This window comes from Pseudomonas sp. HR96 (assembly GCF_034059295.1).
Classification (GTDB): domain Bacteria; phylum Pseudomonadota; class Gammaproteobacteria; order Pseudomonadales; family Pseudomonadaceae; genus Aquipseudomonas.
In genome coordinates this window covers 5,434,372-5,454,925 of the sequence record NZ_CP139141.1, presented here as the reverse complement: position 1 = coordinate 5,454,925, position 20,554 = coordinate 5,434,372, and the positions used below count along the sequence as shown (strand labels likewise).

Here is a 20,554-nt window from a genome sequence, read left to right as displayed (position 1 = left end):
CTGTACAGAAAATGACCAGGACCTCGCAGCAGGCGCGCGCTAGTCTTGGGCGAAGCGTTGTTTGTCCAGAAGGAGAACCCCACCATGCTGCAGACCTACCAGCCCCAAGCCCCCGACCGTGCCGAGGTCGATGCACTGCCAGGCGCCACCCTGCTCGAATTCGGCACCGACTGGTGCGGCCATTGCCGCGCCGCGCAGCCGCTGCTGGCCGCCGCCTTCGCCGATTACCCCGGCGTGCGTCACCTCAAGGTCGAGGACGGCAGCGGGCGGCCCCTGGGGCGCTCGTTCCGGGTAAAACTCTGGCCCACGCTGGTGTTTTTTCGCGACGGCACGGAAGTGGCGCGGCTGGTGCGGCCGCAGAGCCGCGAAGAGATTGCCCGGGCATTTGCCCAGTTGGCAGAGAAGTAGTGCCGCGTTATGCGATTCGGGAATGACTAAATGAATCTTAAGTATTTATGGTTTTGAAAAAGGCCCACTAGGGTGTGTGCATCGTCTGCCCCCACCTTTGCAGGAAGCCTGATATGAAACACCCTCTGCCGCGCTTGTTTCGCCTTGCCAGCCTGACCCTCGCCCTGCTCGGTGCGAGCGCCGCCGCGCTGGCCGACAACGTTCACGAGATTCGCATCGCCGTCCCCGACATCAGCGCCGGCACCACCCCCAGCGGCGCCGGCATCGTCGACGTGCTGCGCGACCGCCAGAGCCTGGAAAAGGAATTCGCCGCCGACGGCATCCAGGTGCGCTGGAATTTCTTCAAGGGCGCTGGACCTGCGATCAACGAGGCGCTGGCCAACGGCCAAGTCGACTTTGCCTACCTGGGAGACCTGCCGGCCATCGTCGGCAAGGCCAATGGCCTGGACACCCGCCTGCTCAGCGCCACTGCCCGGGACGTGAAAGAGTACCTGGCGGTGGTGCCGGGCTCGGGGATCGATTCGCTGGAGAGCCTCAAGGGCAAGCGCGTTGGCCTGTTCCGTGGCACTGCCACACAGCTGTCGTTCGACGCCGCAGTGGCCAGCCGTGGCCTCAAGGAGAGTGATTACAAGGTGGTCAACCTGGACTTCAACGCCGGCAACGCCGCCCTGGCGGCCAAGCAGATCGACGCGACCTGGGCCGGCGCCGGCCTGATCGGCCTGCAAAGCAAGGGCCTGGCCGAGTTGCCACTCAATACCCAGACCCTCGGCGCCGGCGGTATCCAGTCGGTGCTGCTGGGCAACGGCGCCTTCGTCGACCAGCACCCGGACATCGTCGCCCGGCTGATCAAGGCCCAGCAGCCAGCCGTGACCTGGCTGCGGGACGAGGCGCACAAGCAGGCCTATGTCGATCTGGTCGCGCGCCTGTCCAGCTACCCGGCGGCGCTGTTGGCCAGCGATGCTGCCGGCCAGCCCTACACGAAGATTTTCGCCCCGCAGCTGGACGCCGACTTCATCGGCAAGCTGCAGACCAGCACCGACCTGGCGTTGCAGGCGCGGCTGATTCGCAAGGGCTTCGACGTCAGCAAATGGGCTGACTCGCGCTTCCTCGACGCCGCGCTGCAGGACAAGGAAGCTGCCAGCAACCAGGCCAGCCGCTGACCGCCAGGCCTTGTCCGCGGCAGGCGCGGGCAAGGCCGCCCGCCGTTACTGCACCTTGAACGGCGAGGCGCTGAGGATCACCCCGGTTTCTTCCACGTAGCGTTGCCAGGCCTCGATCAGGCTGGCCAGGCGCGCCGGTTCGGCGCTGGCCAGGTCGTGGATCTCGCCCGGGTCGCGGCTCAGGTCGTACAGCTGCCAGGTGGCTGGGCCGGCGGGCCCGGGGATCCACACAGCCTTCCAGTCGCCCTGGCGAATCGCCCGGCGGCCGAACAGCTCCCAGCCGGTGACGGTGTGCTCATCGTGCACCGTCGCGGTCTCGCCGCTCAGGTAGCCCAGCCAGGACTTGCCGCGCAGCGGCGCGATGTCGCGGCCACGCCAGTGCGTGCCGGGGTGGGCCACGCCGGCCAGGTCGAGCAGGGTCGGGGTGACGTCCATCACCGTGCCGAAGCCATGGCCGACCCCGCCCTGCCGTGCCAGCGCCGGGTAATGGATGAACGCTGGCACGCGGATGCCGCCCTCGGTGGTGAACGCCTTGAACAGCCGCGACGGCGCGGTCGCCGCCTGGGCCCAGCTGGGGCCGTACCAGACGTAGGAGTTGGCGCGGCCGATGTTGTCCAGGCGGTTGTCGTAGTGCTGGTTGAGGTAGGTCAGCAGCTCGGGCCCGAACTTGGGAAAGGCTTCGAGCAGGGCGCCCTCGGCGCCGTTGTCGGAGAGAAACAGCACCAGAGTGTTGTCCAGCTCACCCTGCTGGCGCAGGTAGTCGACCACCCGGCCGATGTTCCAGTCCATGCGCTCGACCATCGCCGCATACACTTCCATGGCCCGCGCCGAGGTCGCCCGCTGCTCGTCGCTCAAGGCATGCCATTGGGTTTCCAGCTCCAGCAGCGGGTGAGCCTCGGTGGCTTCGTCGATCAGGCCCAGCTCGCGCAGCCGCGCCAGGCGCTCCTGGCGCAGGGCGCTGGGGCCGGCGTCGTAGCGACCGCGGTACTTGGCCACCAGATCGGCCGGGGCCTGCAGCGGCCAGTGCGGGGCGGAAAACGGCAGGTAGGCGAAGAACGGCCGCTCCCGGTCGCGGGCCTCGAGGTACTCCAGCAGCTTGTCGCCGAAGGCATCCGAGGAATAGAAACCCTCGGGCAGTCGTTCGACGAACTGGTCGTCTTCTATATAGAGCGCCGGGGTCGACTTGAGCAGGCCCGGCGTGTGTTCGTCATAGGTCGGCTCGAAGCCATAGTGGTTGGCCGCGCCCGGCAGCAAGGAGAACGAGCGCTCGAAGCCGCGCGCGTGTGGCGCACGCTCGGCGGTCAGGCCCAGGTGCCATTTGCCGCTCATCAAGGTCTGGTAGCCGGCCTCCTGCAACAGCTCGGGCAAGGCCGCCACCCGTTCGTTGAGATAGCCCTCGTAGCCCGGCTGGCCGATCAGCTCCGGGGTCAGGGCCTCGGCCATGGTGCCGATGCCGGCGATGTGATGGTCGGTGCCGGTGAGCAGCATCGAGCGGGTCGGCGAACAGGTCGGCGCGGTGTGGAAATCGGTCAGGCGCAGCCCGGCCAGCGCCAGGGCGTCGAGGTGGGGCGTGGCTATCTCGCCGCCAAAGGCGCCGATGTCGGAGAAGCCCAGGTCGTCGGCGAGGATGATCAGGAAGTTGGGGCGTTGAGGCATGGCGGTCGGTCCTTGGCGTATTGTTCTTTGAGGGGGCCTTTCACACCGCGATGAAGGCCGGCGGCAGATCGCGGATCTGCACCGGTGGCGGGGCGATGTAATGGCCTTCGCTGGTCAGCTCGTGCAGCAGTTCCTCGCGCAGCTGGTGAAAGCCCAGGCTGACGCGGTCGCGCGGGTGCGCCAGGGCGACTTCGACCACCCGCTTGATGCGCCCGGGCCGCGGCTCCATGACCACCACCCGGTCGGCGAGGAAGATCGCCTCTTCGACGTCGTGGGTCACCAGCAGGGTGGTGATGCGCGCGCGCTTGCGGATTGCCAGCAGCTCTTCCTGCATCTGCTGGCGGGTCAACGCATCGAGTGCTCCGAACGGCTCGTCGAGCAGCAGGATGCGCGGGCTGGCGACCAGGCCGCGGGCGATGGCCACGCGCTGGGCCATCCCACCGGAAAGCTGGTGCGGGTAGGCGCGGGTGAAGGCGGTGAGGCCGACCAGGGCGACGAAGTCGGCGACCCGGCGGGCGCGCTGCTCGGCGTCCAGCGGCTCGTTGACCAGGCCCAGGGCGATGTTTTCTTCCACCGTCAGCCAAGGGAACAGGCGATGCTCCTGAAAGACGATGCCGCGCTCGCCGCCGATGCCATCCACGGCCTTGCCGTCGATGCGGATCTGCCCGCGAAACTCGCGGTCCAGGCCGATCAGCAGGCGCAGCAGGGTGGACTTGCCGCAGCCGCTGGAACCGACGATGGCGACGAATTCGCCTTCGGCGATGTCCAGGTTGAAGTCGCGGATGGCCTCCAGCTCGCCGCCATCGACTTCGAAGAACTTGCCGACCTGCTGAAAGCTGACCAGGGGGGTGTTGGCGTTTGTCATGCGTGTCTCCAGCGCGTCGCACGCGCCTCGATGCGTTGTCCGATAACGTTGAGCAGGGCGCCCGTGAGGCCGACCAGCAACATGCCGCTCATGATCACGTCCATGCGCATCAGCTGCTGCGCGCCGATCATCAGGCTGCCGATGCCGCCGTTGGACGGCATGAAGTATTCCGCGCCGATAGTGCCCAGCCAGGCATAGATCAGCGCCAGGCGCAGGCCGGCGAAAATGCCCGGCGCGGCGCCCGGCAGCACCAGCCGGCGCAGGCGCTGGGCGAAGCTCAGGCGCAGCACCTGGGCGGCTTCGGCCAGTTGCGGGGACAGATGGGCGACGCTGCGCTGGGTGGCGATGAACAGCGCAAAGAACGCGGCGAGGGCGACGAACACCCATTTGGCCGGCTCGCCAAGGCCGAACCAGGCGGTGATCAGCGGCACCCAGGCGAAGATCGCGATCTGCCGCAGGGCCGCCAGGCTGGGCCCGATCAGGCGTTCGGCGCGGGCTGAAAGCCCCAGCAGCAGGCCACCGAGAAAGCCCAGCGAGCCGCCCAGCAGCAGCCCGCCGAGCATGCGCTGCAGGCTCAGGCCCATGGCAATCAGCAACGAGCCATCGGCGACCCCGGCATAGGTGGTGTGCAGCACCGCCAGGGGTGAAGCCAGGATGCTGTCGCCCACCCAGTTCAGGCTGCAGGCCGCTTGCCACAACAGCAGCAGGCTCACCGGCAGCAACGCTGGCAGCAGGCGTTGCGCGCCGTGCAGCGGTGCGCTGCGGCTCAGCTGCGCGGTGGCCGGGTGCGGCCAATGCACCAGGCGGCGGTCGGCCCAGCCGATGCTACGGTCCATCAGCACGCCGATCAGGCCGATCACCACGATGCAGACAAAGACGATGTCGAGCATGAACAGCTGGCGTGCCCACACCATCAGGTAGCCGATGCCTTCGCTGGAGGCCAGCAATTCTACGGCCAGCAGCGCCGCCCAACCGGCCGACAGCGCCAGGCGCACGCCGGCCATGAAGGCCGGCAGCGCGGCCGGCAGGATCAGCCGGCGGATCAGTTGCCCGCGCGGCAGGCGCAGCACGGCGGCGGCCTCGCGCAGGCGCGGCTGGGCATCGCGCACGCCGACCAGGGTGTGCAAGGTGACCGGCACCACCACCGCCTTGACCAGCACCACCAGCTTGAGGGTTTCGCCGATGCCGAAGAGCACGATGAACAGCGGGATCCAGGCCAGGGTCGGCACCTGCGCCAGGGCATTGAAGGTCGGCAGCACCAGCCGTTCGGCCAGGCGGCTGAAGCCCAGCCAGGCGCCCAGCGCCGCGCCGCTCAAAACCCCGGCGAGCACGCCGAGGGCCAGGCGTTGCAGGCTGATCCACAGGTTGCTCCAGAGATTGTCCTGGGCCAGCTCGCCGGCGCTGTGCCAGACCAGGCTGGGGGCCGGGAGAATCTGCTCGCTCATCCAGTGATGCTGACTGGCCAGGCTCCACAGCAGCAACAGGGCCAGCGGCAGCAGCCAGCCCTGGGCCGCTCGGCCGAAGGCCTGCCAGCGTGGATTGGGGCGCCGCAACCCTGGGGTCGCGGGCACCGCTAATGAGGCAGCGCGGGCCATGTCATTGCTCCGTGGTCGGGTGGGTAGGCCAGGCGTTCAGCACTTTGCTTAGTACCAGATCGTCTATAAAAAAAGTTTTATCGGTGGCGCAGGCATAAATAGCCATTTAACCGGCGCCGTAGCCTATTCAGCCAATGCATTGCGCGAATACTTTCATTGCGCCGCGCGCATCGGCGGATACAGCGCCTGGTCGACGGCGCCGAGGGTCTCGAGCAGCGCCCGGGCGGCGGCAGACAGGCGAAAACCGCTGCGCGTGACGATGCCGCACTGGGCCGCCAGGCTGTGCAGGGAGGTGGGCAGGTTGCGCCAGTGCAGGCGCTGGATGCGCCCGGCGGCCAGCGCCTCGGCGCAGGCCTCCTCGGTGCTGATACCGATGGCGTCGGTCTGCTCGACCACTGCGCGCAGCGCCGGGAAATGTTCGGATTCAACCTGGGTGGTGAAGTCATCGCGGCCGCTGAGGTTGGCCAGCAGCTTGCGCACCCCCGGGGGGATCAAGCCGGTGGCCAGCGGGTAGGCGAACAGGTCGTTGGTGGTCAGGCTTTCCTTGTGCAGCAAGGGGTGCCCTGGGCGGCAGTAGAACATTCCGCTGCGCGGGCTCAGTGCCTGGGTCTGGAAGTGCGGGTCGGCTTCGAAGTGGCGGATGTCGGCGATGAAGAACTCGATTTCGTCGCGGTTCAGCGCCCGGCTCAGGCGCTCCCAGTTGTCCACGTGAAACTGGCAGCGCACCCCCGGGTAGCTGCGGGTGAACGCGGCCAGGGTGTCCGGCACCAGCCGCGCTGCTGGCGCCGGGCCGCAGCCGAAGCGCACCTCGCCGGCGTCCAGTTTGGTCATCTGGCTGACCTCGGCCACCAGCTGGGTGGCGCCTTGCACCAGGCGCCAGGCATGTTGCAACAGCACCTGGCCTTCGGGCGTAGGGCGCAGTTCCTTGTCGCCGCGGTCCACCAGCTGGCAGCGAAACTCCTGCTCCAGGCCCTGGATGCTGCGGCTGAACGCCGGTTGAGTGATGCCCATGGCCTCGGCGGCACGCACGAAACTGCGGTGCTCGTTGAGGGCGATGAAGTAACGCAGTTGGCGAAGATCCATGGCGATGCGTTCCCGGCATGCAAAAAATAGGTCGAAGGAATTGGTGCCTCGGGGGAGGGTGAGTTTTAAATAAGGCTCTTATGTCGTCAACGTAGGTTTATCAATTCATTTAGATTTGAATGGAATAAGCATAGCGTTGAAAAACTTCAGCCAAAGGAAGAGCCCTGATGAGCCAAGCTGCGCAAACCCTGAATACCCCTGACCTTGCGGTACTCGACGTGCACCCGGTCGCCGGCCGTATCGGCGCCGAAATTCGCGGCATCCGCCTTGGCGGCGAGCTGCCGCCAGAAGTGATCGAAGCCATCCAGGCCGCGCTGGTGGAGCACAAGGTGCTGTTCTTCCGCGAACAGACCCACCTCGACGACCAGGGCCAGGAAGCCTTCGCCCAATTGCTCGGCGAGCCGATCGCCCACCCCACCGTGCCGGTGCGCGAAGGCACCCGCTATCTGCTGGAGCTGGACGGCGCCGAGGGTGCCCGGGCCAACTCCTGGCACACCGACGTGACCTTCGTCGCCGCCTACCCCAAGGCCTCGATCCTGCGCTCGGTGGTGGCGCCGGCGTCCGGCGGCGACACGGTGTGGGCCAACACGGCGGCGGCCTACAACGACCTGCCCGAAGATCTGCAGGCCCTGGCGGACAAGCTCTGGGCGGTGCACAGCAACGAGTACGACTACGCCGCAGTCAAGCGCTCGGCCAGCGTCGAGCAGCTGGAGCGCTACCGCAAGGTGTTCGTTTCCACGGTCTACGAGACCGAGCATCCGGTGGTGCGCGTGCACCCGGTCAGCGGCGAGAAGAGCCTGGTGCTCGGGCATTTCGTCAAGCGCATCAAGGGCTACGCGCAGAGCGATTCGCAGCACCTGTTCAACCTGCTGCAAAGCCAGGTCACGCGCCTGGAAAACACCGTGCGCTGGCGCTGGAGCGCCGGTGACGTGGCGATCTGGGACAACCGTTCGACCCAGCACTACGCGGTCGACGACTACGGCCAGCAGCCGCGCATCGTGCGCCGGGTGACCCTGCGCGGCGACGTGCCCCATGGCGTGCATGGCCAGGTCAGCGTCACCACGCGCGGTGCCAAGCCTGAGTGATCACCACTCGCCGATGGGTACCAGCTTGCTGGCCTGCGGCTCGCCGTAGCGAAAGCGCTGGCCACGGCGCTCGATCTCCTCGTGGCTGATGGTGGTGCGGCGTTTCAGGTTGCGCAGCCAGTGGTAGAGGTAGCCCAGGTGTTGCTCGCGCACCTGGGCATGGGCCGGGTCGGCGCCCAGGTCGTGCAGCTCGTGGGGGTCGTTGTGCAGGTCGAACAGCTGCGGGCGGAAGCCGTCGTAGGCCAGGTACTTCCAGCGCTGGCTGCAGACCATGGTCATGCGGCAGCTGTCGATCGGCTGGCCCAGGCGTTCGCGGGCCGGCGCCTGGAAGGCGTAGTCGTACTCGGCAATGGCGTACTCGCGCCACGCCGGGCTGGCGCCATGCAGCAGCGGCAACAGCGAGCGGCCCTCCAGACGATGCTCGGCACCGGGCAGGCCGAGCGCCTCGAGGAAAGTCGGCAGGGCGTCGATAGTCTGCACCAGGCTGCGGTCCACCGTGCCGCGGGTCACGTCCGCCGCCGGGCGCGGATCGCGGACGATCAGCGGCACGCCCACGGCTTGCTCCAGCAGGAATTCCTTTTCGCCCAGCTCGTGATCGCCAAGGAAGTCGCCGTGGTCGCTGGTGAACACGATCAGCGTGTCGTCCCAACGCCCAGTCGATTGCAGGTAATCGAACAACCGACCCAATTGATCGTCGACCTGCTTGATCAGCCCCATGTAGGTGGGGATGACGTTCAGGCGCACGTCTTCGCGGGCAAAATTCAGGCTCTCTTCGTGCTGGCGGAAGGCGGCGTACACCGGGTGGTCGCTGCGCTGGCCGCTGGCGGCGCGCACCGCAGGCAGCACCTGGTCGCGGCCATACAGCGCGTGGTAGGGCGCCGGCGCGATGTAGGGCCAATGCGGCTTGATGTACGACAGGTGCAGGCACCAGGGTTGCTCGCCCTGCTCGGCGATGAAGTCGATGGCGCGGTCGGTGGTGTGCACCGTTTCCGAGTGCGCTTCGGCGACCCGCGCGGGGCGGTGGGCGTTGCGCATTTTCCAGCCGCTGAGGATTTCCCCGTGCTCGCCGGCGGCGGCGTTGGCCCAGTCGTGCCAGGGGTTCTGGCCGTCGTAGCCAAGGTCGCGCAGGTATTGGGTGTAGGGCGCCGAGTCGCGCTTGGCGTCGAACAGCGGGTCGTCGGGGTAGATGCCGTCGTGGCGGAAAAAGGCTTCGAAGCCGACCTCGCTGAGCTGCTCGGCCGCCTCGCTGTGCGGTTGCAGGCGCGCCAGGGCGGCGTCGTTGGGCGTGGCGTGGGTCTTGCCGACCAGCGCCGTGCGGATCCCGGCCGGGCGCAGGTAGTCGCCCAGGGTCAGCTCGTCGAGCGGCAATGGCACGCCATTCCAGGCCACCTGATGGCTGCTGACATAGCGCCCGGTGTAGGCCGACATCCGCGACGGGCCGCAGATGGTGCCCTGGGTGTAGGCGCGGCTGAAACGCACGCCGGCAGCGGCCAGGCGATCGAGGTTGGGCGTTTGCAGGTGCGGGTGGCCATAGCACGACAGGTAATCGCGACGCAGCTGGTCGCACATGATGTAAAGCACGTTGCGGATTGGGGTGGGGGCAGGCATGACGGATCACCGGTGGAAAGGTGGCGCCTATTTCGCGGTGAGCGATGCCGTGCGACAAGCGCATTTGGTGAATGGGTCAGATGCAGCGATTGCATAACCCGATCAGACCGCCAGATTGCTCAATTCATACGCCTCGGCCCCGACATCCTCGTCATCGGTGCGCTTGATCTGCTCGACCATCGCCTTGGCCAGGGGTGACAGCCGATGCCCGGCGCGGCTGACGATGCCATAGCGGGTAAAGGTCTCTTCGCAATCGCCAGCCAGGCCGTCGACGCTCAGCCGCACCAGCTCGCCTTTGGCGCTGTACAGGGCATCGCTGTACGAGCCGCAGATGCCGATGGCGTTCGAGCGCAGCACCACGCCCAGCAGGCTGTAGCTGTGCTCGCACTCCACATTGGGCTGGTAGTCGGGGCGCCCGCTGAGGTCGGCGATGACCTTGCGCAGGTTTGGCGGGCGGATGGTCACCGCCAGTGGATAGCTGAACAGCTGCTCGGCGCTGACCCTGGCCTGCTGCGCCAGCGGATGCCCGACCCGGCAGCAGAAATGCCACTGGCGAGGGCGCAGGCGCTGGGTCAGGTAGTCCGGGTCCGCCTCGAACTGGCGGGTGTCGGCGACAAAGAACTCGAACTCGTCGCCCAGCAGGCGCTTGCTCAGGCTCTGCCAGTCGTCCACCTGAAAATGCACCCGCGCCTGCGGGTAATGGCCGATGAATGCCCCCACCGCCCGCGGAATCAGCCCCGCCGCTGGCGCCGGGCCGCAGCCGAAGCGCAGCTCGCCGGCTTCGAGCCCTTTGAACTGGATGATCTCGTTGGTCAGCTGACGCGCGCCGCTGACCAACCGCCGCGCATGGTCGAGCACCACCTGGCCCTGTTGGGTGGGGGCCAGGTCCTTGCGCGCGCGGTCGATCAACTGGCAGCCAACGCTGTGCTCCAGCGCCTGGATGCTGCGGCTGAACGCCGACTGCGAAAGGTTCACGGCCACGGCGGCAGCGACGAAGCTGCGATGGTCGGCGAGGGCGATGAGGTGTCGTAACTGGCGCAGATCGATATGCATGGGCCACATCAAAAGTATCGGGGAAATGCATTGGCATGCCGCAACTGGACTCCTTATAAAGGCATTTCTATATATCGTAAATATTTGAAAAAATATAAATAGCAAACCATTTGGAATATGCAGGAGCGCCCCGTGACCCCGATCTCCCACCGTTCGCCCGACTCCTTACGCCAGCTCAAACGGCTGCCCCTGGCCCTGTTGCTGGCCGGCAGCGCTGGCGCCTCGCTGGCCCAGGCCGATACGACGAGCACCGCCACCCCGGCCAGCCAGGCCGACGCCGACACCCATCTGCAGACCGTCACCGTGACCACCCGGCGCCGTGAAGAGAGTGCCCAGGACGTACCGACGCCGATCACCGTGGTCACCGGGCAGACCCTGGAGGCGCAACGTATCTACCGCATCCAGGACATCCAGCAGCTGGCGCCGAGCCTCAACGTCGCCTACATGCACGCACGCCAGTCGAGCATCTCGATCCGCGGGCTGGGCAACAACCCGGCCAGCGACGGCCTGGAAGGCAGCGTCGGCCTGTACATCGACAACGTCTACCTCGGCCGCCCGGGGATGGCCGTGTTCGACCTGATGGACATCGACCAGCTGGATGTTTTGCGCGGGCCGCAAGGCACCCTGTTCGGCAAGAACACCACCGCCGGGGTGCTCAACATCACCACCCGCGCCCCGACCTTCACCCCCGAGCGCACCATCGAGACCTCGGTGGGCGAGGACGGCTATTTCCAGACCAAGGGCACGATCTCCGGGCCGATCACCGACGAGCTGGCCGGGCGCCTGTCGGCCTACCGCACCCGCAGTGACGGCGACATCGACAACGAACACGACAGCCGCAAGTTCGACGGCGGCTCGCGGGACGGCTTCCGGGGCCAGTTGCTGTTCAAGCCCAACGAAGACTTCAGCCTGCGCTGGATCGGTGACTACAACGAGGAAGACTCCAGCGCCGGCACCCGCACGCTGTTCAACACCGGCCCGGTGGTCAACGGCGTCAACCTCTACGAGAGCCGCGCGGCGGCGGCCGGCGCCACCCTGGTGGACGGCTCCGATCGCAAGGTCAACCTGGACAACGACCAGCACGTCACCGTGCACCAGGGCGGCACCTCGGTGGAGGCCAACTGGAAGCTGCCCAGCGACTACACCCTGACCTCCATCAGCGCCTACCGCTTCTGGGACTTCACCCCGCGCAACGACGATGGCCTCAACGTCGCCACCACCTACAACGCCGGCGTCTCGGTGCAGGACAAACAGTGGTCGCAGGAATTTCGCCTGGCCTCGCCGTCCGGTGGCGCCTTCGACTACGTGCTCGGCGCGTACTACTACGGCAACGACCTGGACAACAAATCCTTCGCCTACTACGGCCCCCAGGCCGACGTCTGGAACGGCACCGCCGCTGGCGCGCTGAGCAACGTCACCAGCATCGGCAAGGGCCACATCGACACCAACAGCTTCGCCCTGTTCGCCCAGGGCACCTGGCACCTGACGCCCAAGCTGGACTTCACCGCCGGCCTGCGCGGCACCTATGAAGAGAAGAGCGCGTGGGTCAACCGCAACGCCCCGCTGGGTGGCGCGGCCGTCACCGGCGCCGCCGCTGCCCAGCGCAACGGTCGAGCCGGCGCCTACGACTCCGGCGACCTCAACCAGTACAGCGCCAGCCCGTCGGGCCTGCTGAGCCTGAACTACCACTTCACCGACAACGTGCTGGGCTACGCCACCCTGTCCCACGGCGAGAAGTCCGGCGGGGTCAACCTGGCCGTGGGCAGCGCGCCGACCGCCGGCGCCGACTCGCTGCTGGTGGGCGGCGAGCGCGCCAACGACGCCGAACTGGGCCTCAAGAGCACCCTCTGGGACCGCCGCCTGCAGCTCAACGCCAACCTGTTCTGGACCCAGGTCAACGGCTACCAGACCAACGCCTACGACGCCGCCAACCGCGTCTCCTACCTGACCAACGCCGGCTCGGTGCGCTCGCGCGGGTTGGAGCTGGACAGCACGCTGATCCCCATCCGCGGCCTGACCTTGAACATCAACGGCACCTACAACGACGTGCGCTACCTGTCCTACAAGGACGCCCCGTGCCCGCCGGAAGTCAGCGAACGCCCAGGCGCGCCGACCTCCTGCGACCTCAGCGGCCACCAGGTGGTCGGCGCCTCGAAATGGGTGACCAACGCCAACGCCGAGTACAAGTGGAACCTGGCCAACGGCCTGGAACCCTACGTCACCGGCAGCTACTCGTTCCGCACCCACGCAGTCGGCACCGTGGAAGATTCCAGCTACGCCCAGCTGCCGTCCTACGCCGTGGTCAACCTCTCCACGGGCCTGCGCGGCAACCTCGGCCAAGGCCAGTGGGACACCTCGATCTGGCTGAAGAACGCCTTCGACAAGACCTACTACACCACCCTGTGGAACGCCCCCAACGGCGGCTATGAAGGCTTGCTGGGCAGCCCACGCACCCTGGGCGTGACCGCCCGTTACGACTTCTGACCTGTTGGCGAGGACTCCACCATGCGCAAGACATTGATCAACCTGACCCTGGCCCTGCTGGCCGGCAGCGTGCACGCCGCTCCCAGCGTCTACCCCACCGGCGTGACCCGCTACGACCCGGACAAGGCCTACAACCAGTACGTCATCTTCAGCGGTGCCGACAAGCAGACCCACCTGATCGACATGGACGGCAACGAGGTCAAGCGCTGGCCCCAGGCCGGCTTTCCCTCGGCGATCATCGACCCGGCGCTGGTCGGCGGCCAGCGCGGCCACGTGCTGCTGCAACTGGCCGACAAGGACCCCGGCAAGCTCGGCGCCGCCGGCAACGGCCTGGGCAACCAGAGCATCGGCGAGCTGGATTGGAGCGGCAAAGTGGTCTGGCAGTGGGGCGACAAGGCCCCCGGTGGCGCCGCGCAACAGCACCACGACCAGCGCCGTCTGAGCAATGGCAACACACTGGTGCTGGCCAACAAGGTGCATGCGGTGCCCGGCTTCAAGGTGCCGCAAGTCATCGACGACGTGGTCTACGAAGTGGCCCCCGACGGCCGCATTCAATGGCAGTGGCTGGCTTCCGAACACCTCGAGGAATTCGGCTTCACCGCCGAACAACTGCAACTGGTGCGCGCCAGCAACAACCCCGACTACCTGCACATCAACAACCTCAATGTGGTCGGCCCCAACCGTTGGTACGACGCCGGCGACCAGCGCTTCGCCCCTGACAACCTGCTGCTGGACTCGCGCAACGCCAACTTCATCGCCATCATCGACAAGCACAGCGGCAAGGTCGTCTGGAGCTTGGGCCCGAACCTGCCCCACGTCAGCCCCAACCCCCAGGCCAGCCAGCCACTGCCGCGCCCGGTCGACCAGTTCGTCGGCCAGCACGACGCCCACATCATCCCCGCCGGCCTGCCCGGCGCCGGCCACCTGCTGGTGTTCGACAACCAGGGCAGCGCCGGCTACCCCAGCGTGCCGCTGGGCCTGGCCAGCGGTTCCCGGGTGCTGGAAATCGACCCCACCACCCGCCAGATCGTCTGGCAGTACAGCGCCGCCAGCTCCATGCAGCCGGGCTGGGCCTTCTACAGCTCGTTCATCAGCAGCGCCCGGCGCCTGCCCAACGGCAACACCCTGATCGACGAAGGCATGAACGGCCGCTTCTTCCAGGTGACCAGCGCCGGCGAAATCGTCTGGGAATACGTCAGCCCCTACCTCGGCCAGGCGCCGGGCAGCGAGGCAATTAGTAACTGGGTGTATCGCGCCTTGCCCGTCAACTACGACTGGGTCCCGGCCGGCACCCCGCGTGCGCAAACGCCGGTCAAGCTGGCCCAGCGCTAGACGGCCCATTCCCCGCAGGGAAAAGCTGCCCCAGGCCGTAATACCCTGCAACTGAGCCCTCCTTGCTCCACTCCGTGCGCCCTCTAGATTGGTCGGCCTAACCAACCGCCCTCGGAGGGCCCTCCATGAGCCTCACGCACTACCTGCGCGCCACCTGTGCCATCGCCGGCCTGACCTTCTGCGGCCTGGCCGTCGCCGACACCGCCCCCGTCTCGCACTACACCGCCTCGATCAGCGCCGACGGCAAGGTCCAGGCCCAGTCGCCGGAATGGATCGACAGCATCAAATACTCGGTCCACCCAGGCTACCTGGCCAACTACGAAATCAAATACAAAGCCGGCATCTACCCCCAGGCCCCAAGCTTCTGCGCCGTCTCCCTGACCGACACCCGCAACGAAGATGACCTCTACTACGGCCAGGCCCGCCTGGGCGCCGCCCCCAAAGCGACCCACGTCACCGTCGTCACCCAACTGAGCAAAGGCGGCCCGTCGGCGGACAGCTCGCAGGCGTTTGTGTTGATGTGCGTGAAGTAGCGGCTATGCGGGAGTGCCTGGCTCGAGGCTGATGCCAATCCCGTAGGAACGAGCTTGCTCGCGAACCAGACGGCGCGGTATTCGCCCCGGCCCAAACAAAAAACCCACCTGCTTGAGGTGGGTTTTTTGTTTGCCTTTGATACTGTCGAGGCACTGACTCATACGCGATTGTTCAGCACGTGGTCCGAGCCGTCCTGGGCGACGCGGATCAGGGTGCGGTCGGAGCCGTCCTGGGCGACACGGTTCATGGTGCGGTCGGAACCGTCTTGGGCGACGCGGTTAATGGTGCGGTCGGAGCCGTCTTGGGCGACGCGGATCAGGGTGCGGTCGGAGCCGTCCTGGGCGACGCGGTTCATGGTGCGGTCGGAGCCGTCTTGGGCCACACGATGCAGAACCCGATCAGAGCCGCCTTCAGCCATCAACTGCTTCACGACACCCTGCGGGGCTTGATGCTGGACAACCGATTGAGTCAGTGGCTGCGCGAATGCATTAGCTGCGAGTACCGAGAAAGCGATGCTGAGGATGATTTGGCTTTTCATGATGAAGTTCTCCGTAACCTGGTTTGTTTGGGGTATGTGGCAAGTCTACGCCCCGAGGTTTTTTTGAGAATTTCATTGGGATGATTGTGGGTATCGCCGCAAATGATGGCTGACTGGCTGACTGGCTGACTGGCTGACTGGCTGACTGGCTGACTGGCTGACTGGCTGACTGGGTGGATGGGTGGATGGGTGGATGGTCTCGGTCAAAAATGTGGGAGCGGGCAGAGCCCGCGAGAGGGAGCGCAAGCGACCGGTTTAAGCTTGATACATCTCTCGACGCCTAACGCCAGTCGCGTAGGAACGAGCTTGCTCGCGAACCAGACGGCGCGGTATTCGCCCCGGCCCAAACAAAAAACCCACCTGCTTGAGGTGGGTTTTTTGTTTGCCTTTGATACTGTCGAGGCACTGACTCATACGCGATTGTTCAGCACGTGGTCCGAGCCGTCCTGGGCGACGCGGATCAGGGTGCGGTCGGAGCCGTCCTGTGCAACACGGTTCATGGTGCGATCCGAGCCATCTTGGGCAACGCGGTTCATGGTCCGGTCCGAACCATCTTGGGCAACACGGTTCATGGTGCGATCTGAACCGTCCTGTGCAACACGGTTGATGGTCCGATCCGAACCATCTTGAGCCACACGATTCGGAGCGCGATCCGAACCATCTTGAGCAACCCGATTCATAGTCCGATCCGAACCATCCTGAGCCAAACGATGCAGAACCCGATCAGAACCGCCTTCAGCCATCAACTGCTTCACGACACCCTGCGAAGCTTGATGCTGAACAACCGATTGAGTCAGTGGCTGCGCGAATGCATTAGCTGCGAGTACCGAGAAAGCGATGCTGAGGATGATTTGGCTTTTCATGATGAAGTTCTCCGTAACCTGGTTTGTTTGAGGTATGTAGCAAGTCTACGCCCCGAGGTTTTTTTGAGAATTTCATTGGGATGATTGTGGGTATCGCCGCAAATGATGGCTGGCTGGCTGGCTGGCTGGCTGGCTGGCTGGCTGACTGACTGGCTGGATGGTCTCGGTCAAAAATGTAGGAGCGGGCAGAGCCCGCGATAGGGAGCGCAAGCGACCGGTTTCAGCTTGATGCATCTCTCGACGCCTAACGCCAATCCCTTAACGCGGCTCCTAAGAACTGCAATCACCTATCCAAGCCATCGGTGACAGATGTGTCCTCACACAGCTTCGAGTTTGTAAGCTAGCCACAGAGCAGCTCCAGCCCCCAGCAGTCCCACATTTCCCCAAAACATCCGCTTGAGTAGACTCCTCATCCCCACCGGTATGCTTTGTATTTCCTCGGCCGTAGCGCTTCCGTTATTAATTGCAACGCTCGGAAACGCCGCCAACCCCATCAGTTCACCTATCACCCGAATCCGGCCCATAGCGCCATTAGGGAAAGGACATCTCCGCGCCCTGAGTAAGGCCTTACTCATACGGTCCAGCACCTGATCCAGCTTGAAAAAGGCTATATAGAGGGTCAAGCACATGCTGATCAGAAGGCCAACGGTAAGCAGCAGTGCGACGGTGCCGGTCAGATTGGCGCTAAGCATTTCAGCTGCCGTTAGATACGTTCTCTCAGTCATTCGACTTCCCGCCTGTACCACCCCAGTTAGGGTCTCAAGGCTAGGGAAGTGAGAGGCGGGGATCTATAGGACTTTTCCCAACGTGAAGGGTGATTCTTCGTACAAAAGTACGCGGCTACGCATGGTGCCCTGCGCGAACCCCCAAACAAAAAGCCCACCTGCTTGAGGTGGGCTCTTCGTTTGCCTTGAATACTGCCGAGGTACTGACTCATACGCGATTGTTCAGCACGCGGTCAGAACCGTCCTGGGCAACGCGGATCAGGGTGCGGTCGGAGCCGTCTTGGGCAACGCGATTCAGAGCACGGTCGGAACCGTCTTGAGCAACGCGATTCATGGTGCGATCCGAGCCATCTTGGGCAACGCGGTTCATGGTCCGGTCCGAACCATCTTGGGCAACACGGTTCATGGTGCGATCTGAACCATCCTGTGCAACACGATTGATGGTCCGATCCGAACCATCTTGAGCAACCCGATTCATGGTCCGATCCGAGCCATCCTGAGCCAAACGATGCAGAACCCGATCAGAACCGCCTTCAGCCATCAACTGCTTCACGACACCTTGCGAAGCTTGATGCTGAACAACCGATTGAGTCAGTGGCTGCGCGAATGCATTGGCTGCGAGTACCGAGAAAGCGATGCTGAGGATGAGTTGGCTTTTCATGATGAAGTTCTCCGTAACCTGGTTTGTTTGGGGTATGTAGCAAGTCTACGCCCGAGGTTTTTTTGAGAATTTCATTGGGATGATTGTGGGTATCGCCGCAAATGATGGCTGGTCACGGTCGAAAATGTAGGAGTGGGCAGAGCCCGCGATAGGGAGCGCAAGCGACCGGTTTCAGCTTGATGCATCTCTCGACGCCTAACGCCAATCCCGAAGGAACGAGCTTGCTCGCGAAACAGACGACACGGTTTTCCAGCTTCGCCCAAACAAAAAGCCCACCTGCTTGAGGTGGGCTTTCTGTTTGCCATGAATACTGCTGAGGCACTGACTCACACGCGGTTGTTCAGCACGTGGTCGGAGCCGTCTTGGGCAACGCGGACCAGGGTGCGGTCAGAGCCATCTTGGGCAACGCGGTTCAGAGCGCGGTCCGAGCCGTCTTGAGCGACGCGGACCAGGGTGCGGTCGGAGCCATCTTGGGCAACACGGTTCATGGTGCGGTCCGAACCATCCTGTGCAACGCGATTCATGGTGCGGTCCGAACCGTCCTGTGCAACACGGTTGATGGTGCGGTCCGAGCCGTCCTGTGCAACACGGTTCATGGTGCGATCCGAGCCGTCTTGTGCAACACGGTTCATGGTGCGGTCCGAACCATCCTGTGCAACGCGATTCATGGTGCGGTCCGAACCGTCCTGTGCAACACGGTTGATGGTGCGGTCCGAGCCGTCCTGTGCAACACGGTTCATGGTGCGATCCGAGCCGTCTTGTGCAACACGGTTCATGGTGCGGTCCGAACCGTCCTGAGCAACCCGATTCATAGTCCGATCCGAACCATCCTGAGCCAAACGATGCAGAACCCGATCAGAACCGCCTTCAGCCATCAACTGCTTCACGACACCCTGCGAAGCTTGATGCTGAACAACCGATTGAGTCAGTGGCTGCGCGAATGCATTGGCTGCGAGTACCGAGAAAGCGATGCTGAGGATGAGTTGGCTTTTCATGATGAAGTTCTCCGTAACCTGGTTTGTTTGGGGTATGTAGCAAGTCTACGCCCCGAGGTTTTTTTGAGAATTTCATTGGGATGATTGTGGGTATCGCCGCAAATGATGGCTGGTCACGGTCGAAAATGTAGGAGTGGGCAGAGCCCGCGATAGGGAGCGCAAGCGACCGGTTTCAGCTTGATGCATCTCTCGACGCCTAACGCCAATCCCGAAGGAACGAGCTTGCTCGCGAAACAGACGACACGGTTTTCCAGCTTCGCCCAAACAAAAAGCCCACCTGCTTGAGGTGGGCTTTCTGTTTGCCATGAATACTGCTGAGGCACTGACTCATACGCGGTTGTTCAGCACGTGGTCGGAGCCGTCTTGGGCAACGCGGACCAGGGTGCGGTCAGAGCCATCTTGGGCAACGCGGTTCAGAGCGCGGTCCGAGCCGTCTTGAGCGACGCGGACCAGGGTGCGGTCGGAGCCATCTTGGGCAACACGGTTCATGGTGCGGTCCGAACCATCCTGTGCAACGCGATTCATGGTGCGGTCCGAACCGTCCTGTGCAACACGGTTGATGGTGCGGTCCGAGCCGTCCTGTGCAACACGGTTCATGGTGCGATCCGAGCCGTCTTGTGCAACACGGTTCATGGTGCGGTCCGAACCGTCCTGAGCAACCCGATTCATGGTGCGATCCGAACCATCCTGAGCCAAACGATGCAGAACCCGATCAGAACCGCCTTCAGCCATCAACTGCTTCACGACACCTTGCGAAGCTTGATGCTGAACAACCGATTGAGTCAGTGGCTGCGCGAATGCATTGGCTGCGAGTACCGAGAAAGCGATGCTGAGGATGATTTGGCCTTTCATGATGAAGTTCTCCGTAACCTGGTTTGTTTGGGGTATGTGGCAAGTCTACGCCCCGAGGTTTTTTTGAGAATTTCATTGGGATGATTGTAGGTATCGCCGCAAATGATGGCTGGCCACGGTCGAAAAAGGAGGAGCGGGCAGAGCCCGCGATACGGAGCGCAAGCGACCGGTTCACGCCTGACGCACATTTATCCCCTGGACGCGGAAATGCGGAAAGACTCTGCAGCCTTCATCAGGTCCTGTAGGGCCGAGCTTGCTCAGGAAGGCATCAGCGCAATCCACTGTAATGCTCACGAACCAGCTTTTGCAGGCCGACCCTGTTGCCTGCGACATGTCTAAAGCGCATTCCGTACCTGCTCGACCCCAGCCTCAAGCTTGATTTGCAGCGGCATCAGCAGCGAACGAATCTGATCCGCGCTCAGGCAGTTAGCTTCCGAAGCGTCCAGGAGTTGGTTGAACAAGGCGATCCCGGCACTGACTTCGCCCAGATCCTGGACGCCATAGGTCAGTGCCGCGAGAGATTCGAAGATCTGAGAGACCTCCCGTTCCCATTCATGGATCATCTCGAGCTCTGGCAAGCAAGCTTGAGTTGCGTGCGATTGCAGGCTGCGTTGCAGGCGGTGAGTGCTGGCATTGATAGGCATTTTGGTCGGTCCTTGAAGGTCGGACGAAGCTCAAGGCTACCGTCTTTGCTTCGAAGGACTACTAAGACTTGCTTAGTGAGTGCACGCCTGATTGATCACCCTCCTAGTCCGTTCTGCTCTGCTCAATCTCCGCGAATCTGTGGATAACGGGCTGTTCTCTTCGCTCCGCTTGCCAAAGATCCCAGTCAGCCTGAACGGCCAGCCACGTGCGGGCATTCCCAATACCGGCCCGCTCAAGCCGAACAGCCAGATCAGGACTGATGGGTGCGTGTCCATGCAGGATCCGTGACAACGTTTCTCTCGCGTAGCCGAGGCGGCGAGCAAACTCTGCAATCTTGATATCAAGGGCAGGCAGCACGTCTTCCAGCAAAGTTTCACCGGGATGTGGTGGGTTGAACATAGTCATTAGGTGC

Annotated in this window: 20 protein-coding genes; 6 read left to right on the top strand and 14 right to left on the bottom strand. The window is 64.2% G+C overall.

Annotation, left to right across the window (positions count from 1 at the left end):
• Positions 1-84: 84 nt before the first annotated feature.
• Together SFA35_RS24405 and SFA35_RS24400 are read left to right on the top strand one after the other, a co-directional pair.
• On the top strand, positions 85-408 hold the full coding sequence (locus tag SFA35_RS24405) for a thioredoxin family protein (protein ID WP_320573580.1): 324 nt from the start codon (positions 85-87) through the stop codon (positions 406-408).
• 113 nt (positions 409-521) lie between these two features.
• The gene (locus SFA35_RS24400) at positions 522-1,568 is read left to right on the top strand and encodes an ABC transporter substrate-binding protein (RefSeq protein WP_320573578.1); all 1,047 of its coding nucleotides are present in this window, start codon (positions 522-524) and stop codon (positions 1,566-1,568) included.
• 45 nt (positions 1,569-1,613) lie between these two features.
• Here the strand turns inward: SFA35_RS24400 and SFA35_RS24395 are convergent, their stop codons facing one another.
• From SFA35_RS24395 to SFA35_RS24380, 4 genes are all read right to left on the bottom strand, one after another.
• Positions 1,614-3,224 (bottom strand): arylsulfatase, encoded by a 1,611-nt coding sequence (locus tag SFA35_RS24395; protein ID WP_320573576.1) that lies wholly within the window; start codon positions 3,222-3,224, stop codon positions 1,614-1,616.
• Positions 3,225-3,264: 40 nt separating this feature from the next.
• Positions 3,265-4,089 (bottom strand): ABC transporter ATP-binding protein, encoded by an 825-nt coding sequence (locus SFA35_RS24390; RefSeq protein WP_320573574.1) that lies wholly within the window; start codon positions 4,087-4,089, stop codon positions 3,265-3,267.
• The gene (locus tag SFA35_RS24385; protein WP_320573572.1) at positions 4,086-5,684 is read right to left on the bottom strand and encodes an ABC transporter permease; all 1,599 of its coding nucleotides are present in this window, start codon (positions 5,682-5,684) and stop codon (positions 4,086-4,088) included. The genes SFA35_RS24390 and SFA35_RS24385 overlap by 4 nt, the downstream gene beginning before the upstream one ends.
• A gap of 153 nt (positions 5,685-5,837) precedes the next feature.
• Positions 5,838-6,767: a LysR family transcriptional regulator gene (locus SFA35_RS24380; RefSeq protein WP_320573570.1), complete on the bottom strand. Its 930-nt coding sequence runs from the start codon at positions 6,765-6,767 to the stop codon at positions 5,838-5,840.
• 167 nt (positions 6,768-6,934) lie between these two features.
• Between SFA35_RS24380 and SFA35_RS24375 the strand changes: the two genes are divergently transcribed.
• Positions 6,935-7,852: a TauD/TfdA family dioxygenase gene (locus tag SFA35_RS24375; protein ID WP_320573568.1), complete on the top strand. Its 918-nt coding sequence runs from the start codon at positions 6,935-6,937 to the stop codon at positions 7,850-7,852.
• Here SFA35_RS24375 and SFA35_RS24370 read toward each other — a convergent pair whose 3' ends face one another.
• Entirely contained in the window at positions 7,853-9,460 is a 1,608-nt protein-coding gene (locus SFA35_RS24370) for an alkaline phosphatase family protein (protein ID WP_320573566.1), read from the bottom strand. It abuts the gene before it with no gap.
• A 102-nt stretch (positions 9,461-9,562) separates the two neighbouring features.
• The gene (locus SFA35_RS24365; protein ID WP_320573564.1) at positions 9,563-10,513 is read right to left on the bottom strand and encodes a LysR family transcriptional regulator; all 951 of its coding nucleotides are present in this window, start codon (positions 10,511-10,513) and stop codon (positions 9,563-9,565) included.
• Positions 10,514-10,645: 132 nt separating this feature from the next.
• Between SFA35_RS24365 and SFA35_RS24360 the strand changes: the two genes are divergently transcribed.
• The 3 genes from SFA35_RS24360 to SFA35_RS24350 all read left to right on the top strand — a co-directional run bounded on the left by SFA35_RS24360 (position 10,646) and on the right by SFA35_RS24350 (position 14,862).
• Entirely contained in the window at positions 10,646-12,997 is a 2,352-nt protein-coding gene (locus SFA35_RS24360; protein ID WP_320573561.1) for a TonB-dependent receptor, read from the top strand.
• 21 nt (positions 12,998-13,018) lie between these two features.
• The gene (locus SFA35_RS24355) at positions 13,019-14,329 is read left to right on the top strand and encodes an aryl-sulfate sulfotransferase (RefSeq protein ID WP_320573559.1); all 1,311 of its coding nucleotides are present in this window, start codon (positions 13,019-13,021) and stop codon (positions 14,327-14,329) included.
• Between the two features lie 125 nt (positions 14,330-14,454).
• Positions 14,455-14,862, top strand: a complete 408-nt coding sequence (locus SFA35_RS24350; protein WP_320573557.1) for a hypothetical protein — start codon at positions 14,455-14,457, stop codon at positions 14,860-14,862.
• A 158-nt stretch (positions 14,863-15,020) separates the two neighbouring features.
• On the opposite strand, the gene SFA35_RS24345 is transcribed toward SFA35_RS24350, so the two are convergent.
• The 8 genes from SFA35_RS24345 to SFA35_RS24310 form a co-directional block, all read right to left on the bottom strand.
• A complete protein-coding gene (locus tag SFA35_RS24345) occupies positions 15,021-15,401 on the bottom strand; it encodes a hypothetical protein (protein ID WP_320573555.1) in 381 nt (126 codons plus the stop codon).
• 410 nt (positions 15,402-15,811) lie between these two features.
• Positions 15,812-16,264 (bottom strand): phage infection protein, encoded by a 453-nt coding sequence (locus tag SFA35_RS24340; RefSeq protein WP_320573553.1) that lies wholly within the window; start codon positions 16,262-16,264, stop codon positions 15,812-15,814.
• 317 nt (positions 16,265-16,581) lie between these two features.
• Complete coding sequence (locus SFA35_RS24335) at positions 16,582-16,989, bottom strand: hypothetical protein (protein ID WP_320573551.1); 408 nt, start codon at positions 16,987-16,989, stop codon at positions 16,582-16,584.
• Positions 16,990-17,197: 208 nt separating this feature from the next.
• On the bottom strand, positions 17,198-17,650 hold the full coding sequence (locus SFA35_RS24330) for a phage infection protein (RefSeq protein WP_320573550.1): 453 nt from the start codon (positions 17,648-17,650) through the stop codon (positions 17,198-17,200).
• Positions 17,651-17,976: 326 nt separating this feature from the next.
• Positions 17,977-18,645, bottom strand: coding sequence for a phage infection protein (locus SFA35_RS24325; protein WP_320573547.1), 669 nt, complete (start codon positions 18,643-18,645; stop codon positions 17,977-17,979).
• A 327-nt stretch (positions 18,646-18,972) separates the two neighbouring features.
• The gene (locus tag SFA35_RS24320; protein ID WP_320573545.1) at positions 18,973-19,497 is read right to left on the bottom strand and encodes a phage infection protein; all 525 of its coding nucleotides are present in this window, start codon (positions 19,495-19,497) and stop codon (positions 18,973-18,975) included.
• A 335-nt stretch (positions 19,498-19,832) separates the two neighbouring features.
• The gene (locus SFA35_RS24315) at positions 19,833-20,141 is read right to left on the bottom strand and encodes a hypothetical protein (protein WP_320573543.1); all 309 of its coding nucleotides are present in this window, start codon (positions 20,139-20,141) and stop codon (positions 19,833-19,835) included.
• Positions 20,142-20,244: 103 nt separating this feature from the next.
• The gene (locus SFA35_RS24310) at positions 20,245-20,547 is read right to left on the bottom strand and encodes a HigA family addiction module antitoxin (protein ID WP_320573541.1); all 303 of its coding nucleotides are present in this window, start codon (positions 20,545-20,547) and stop codon (positions 20,245-20,247) included.
• Positions 20,548-20,554 lie beyond the last annotated feature (7 nt).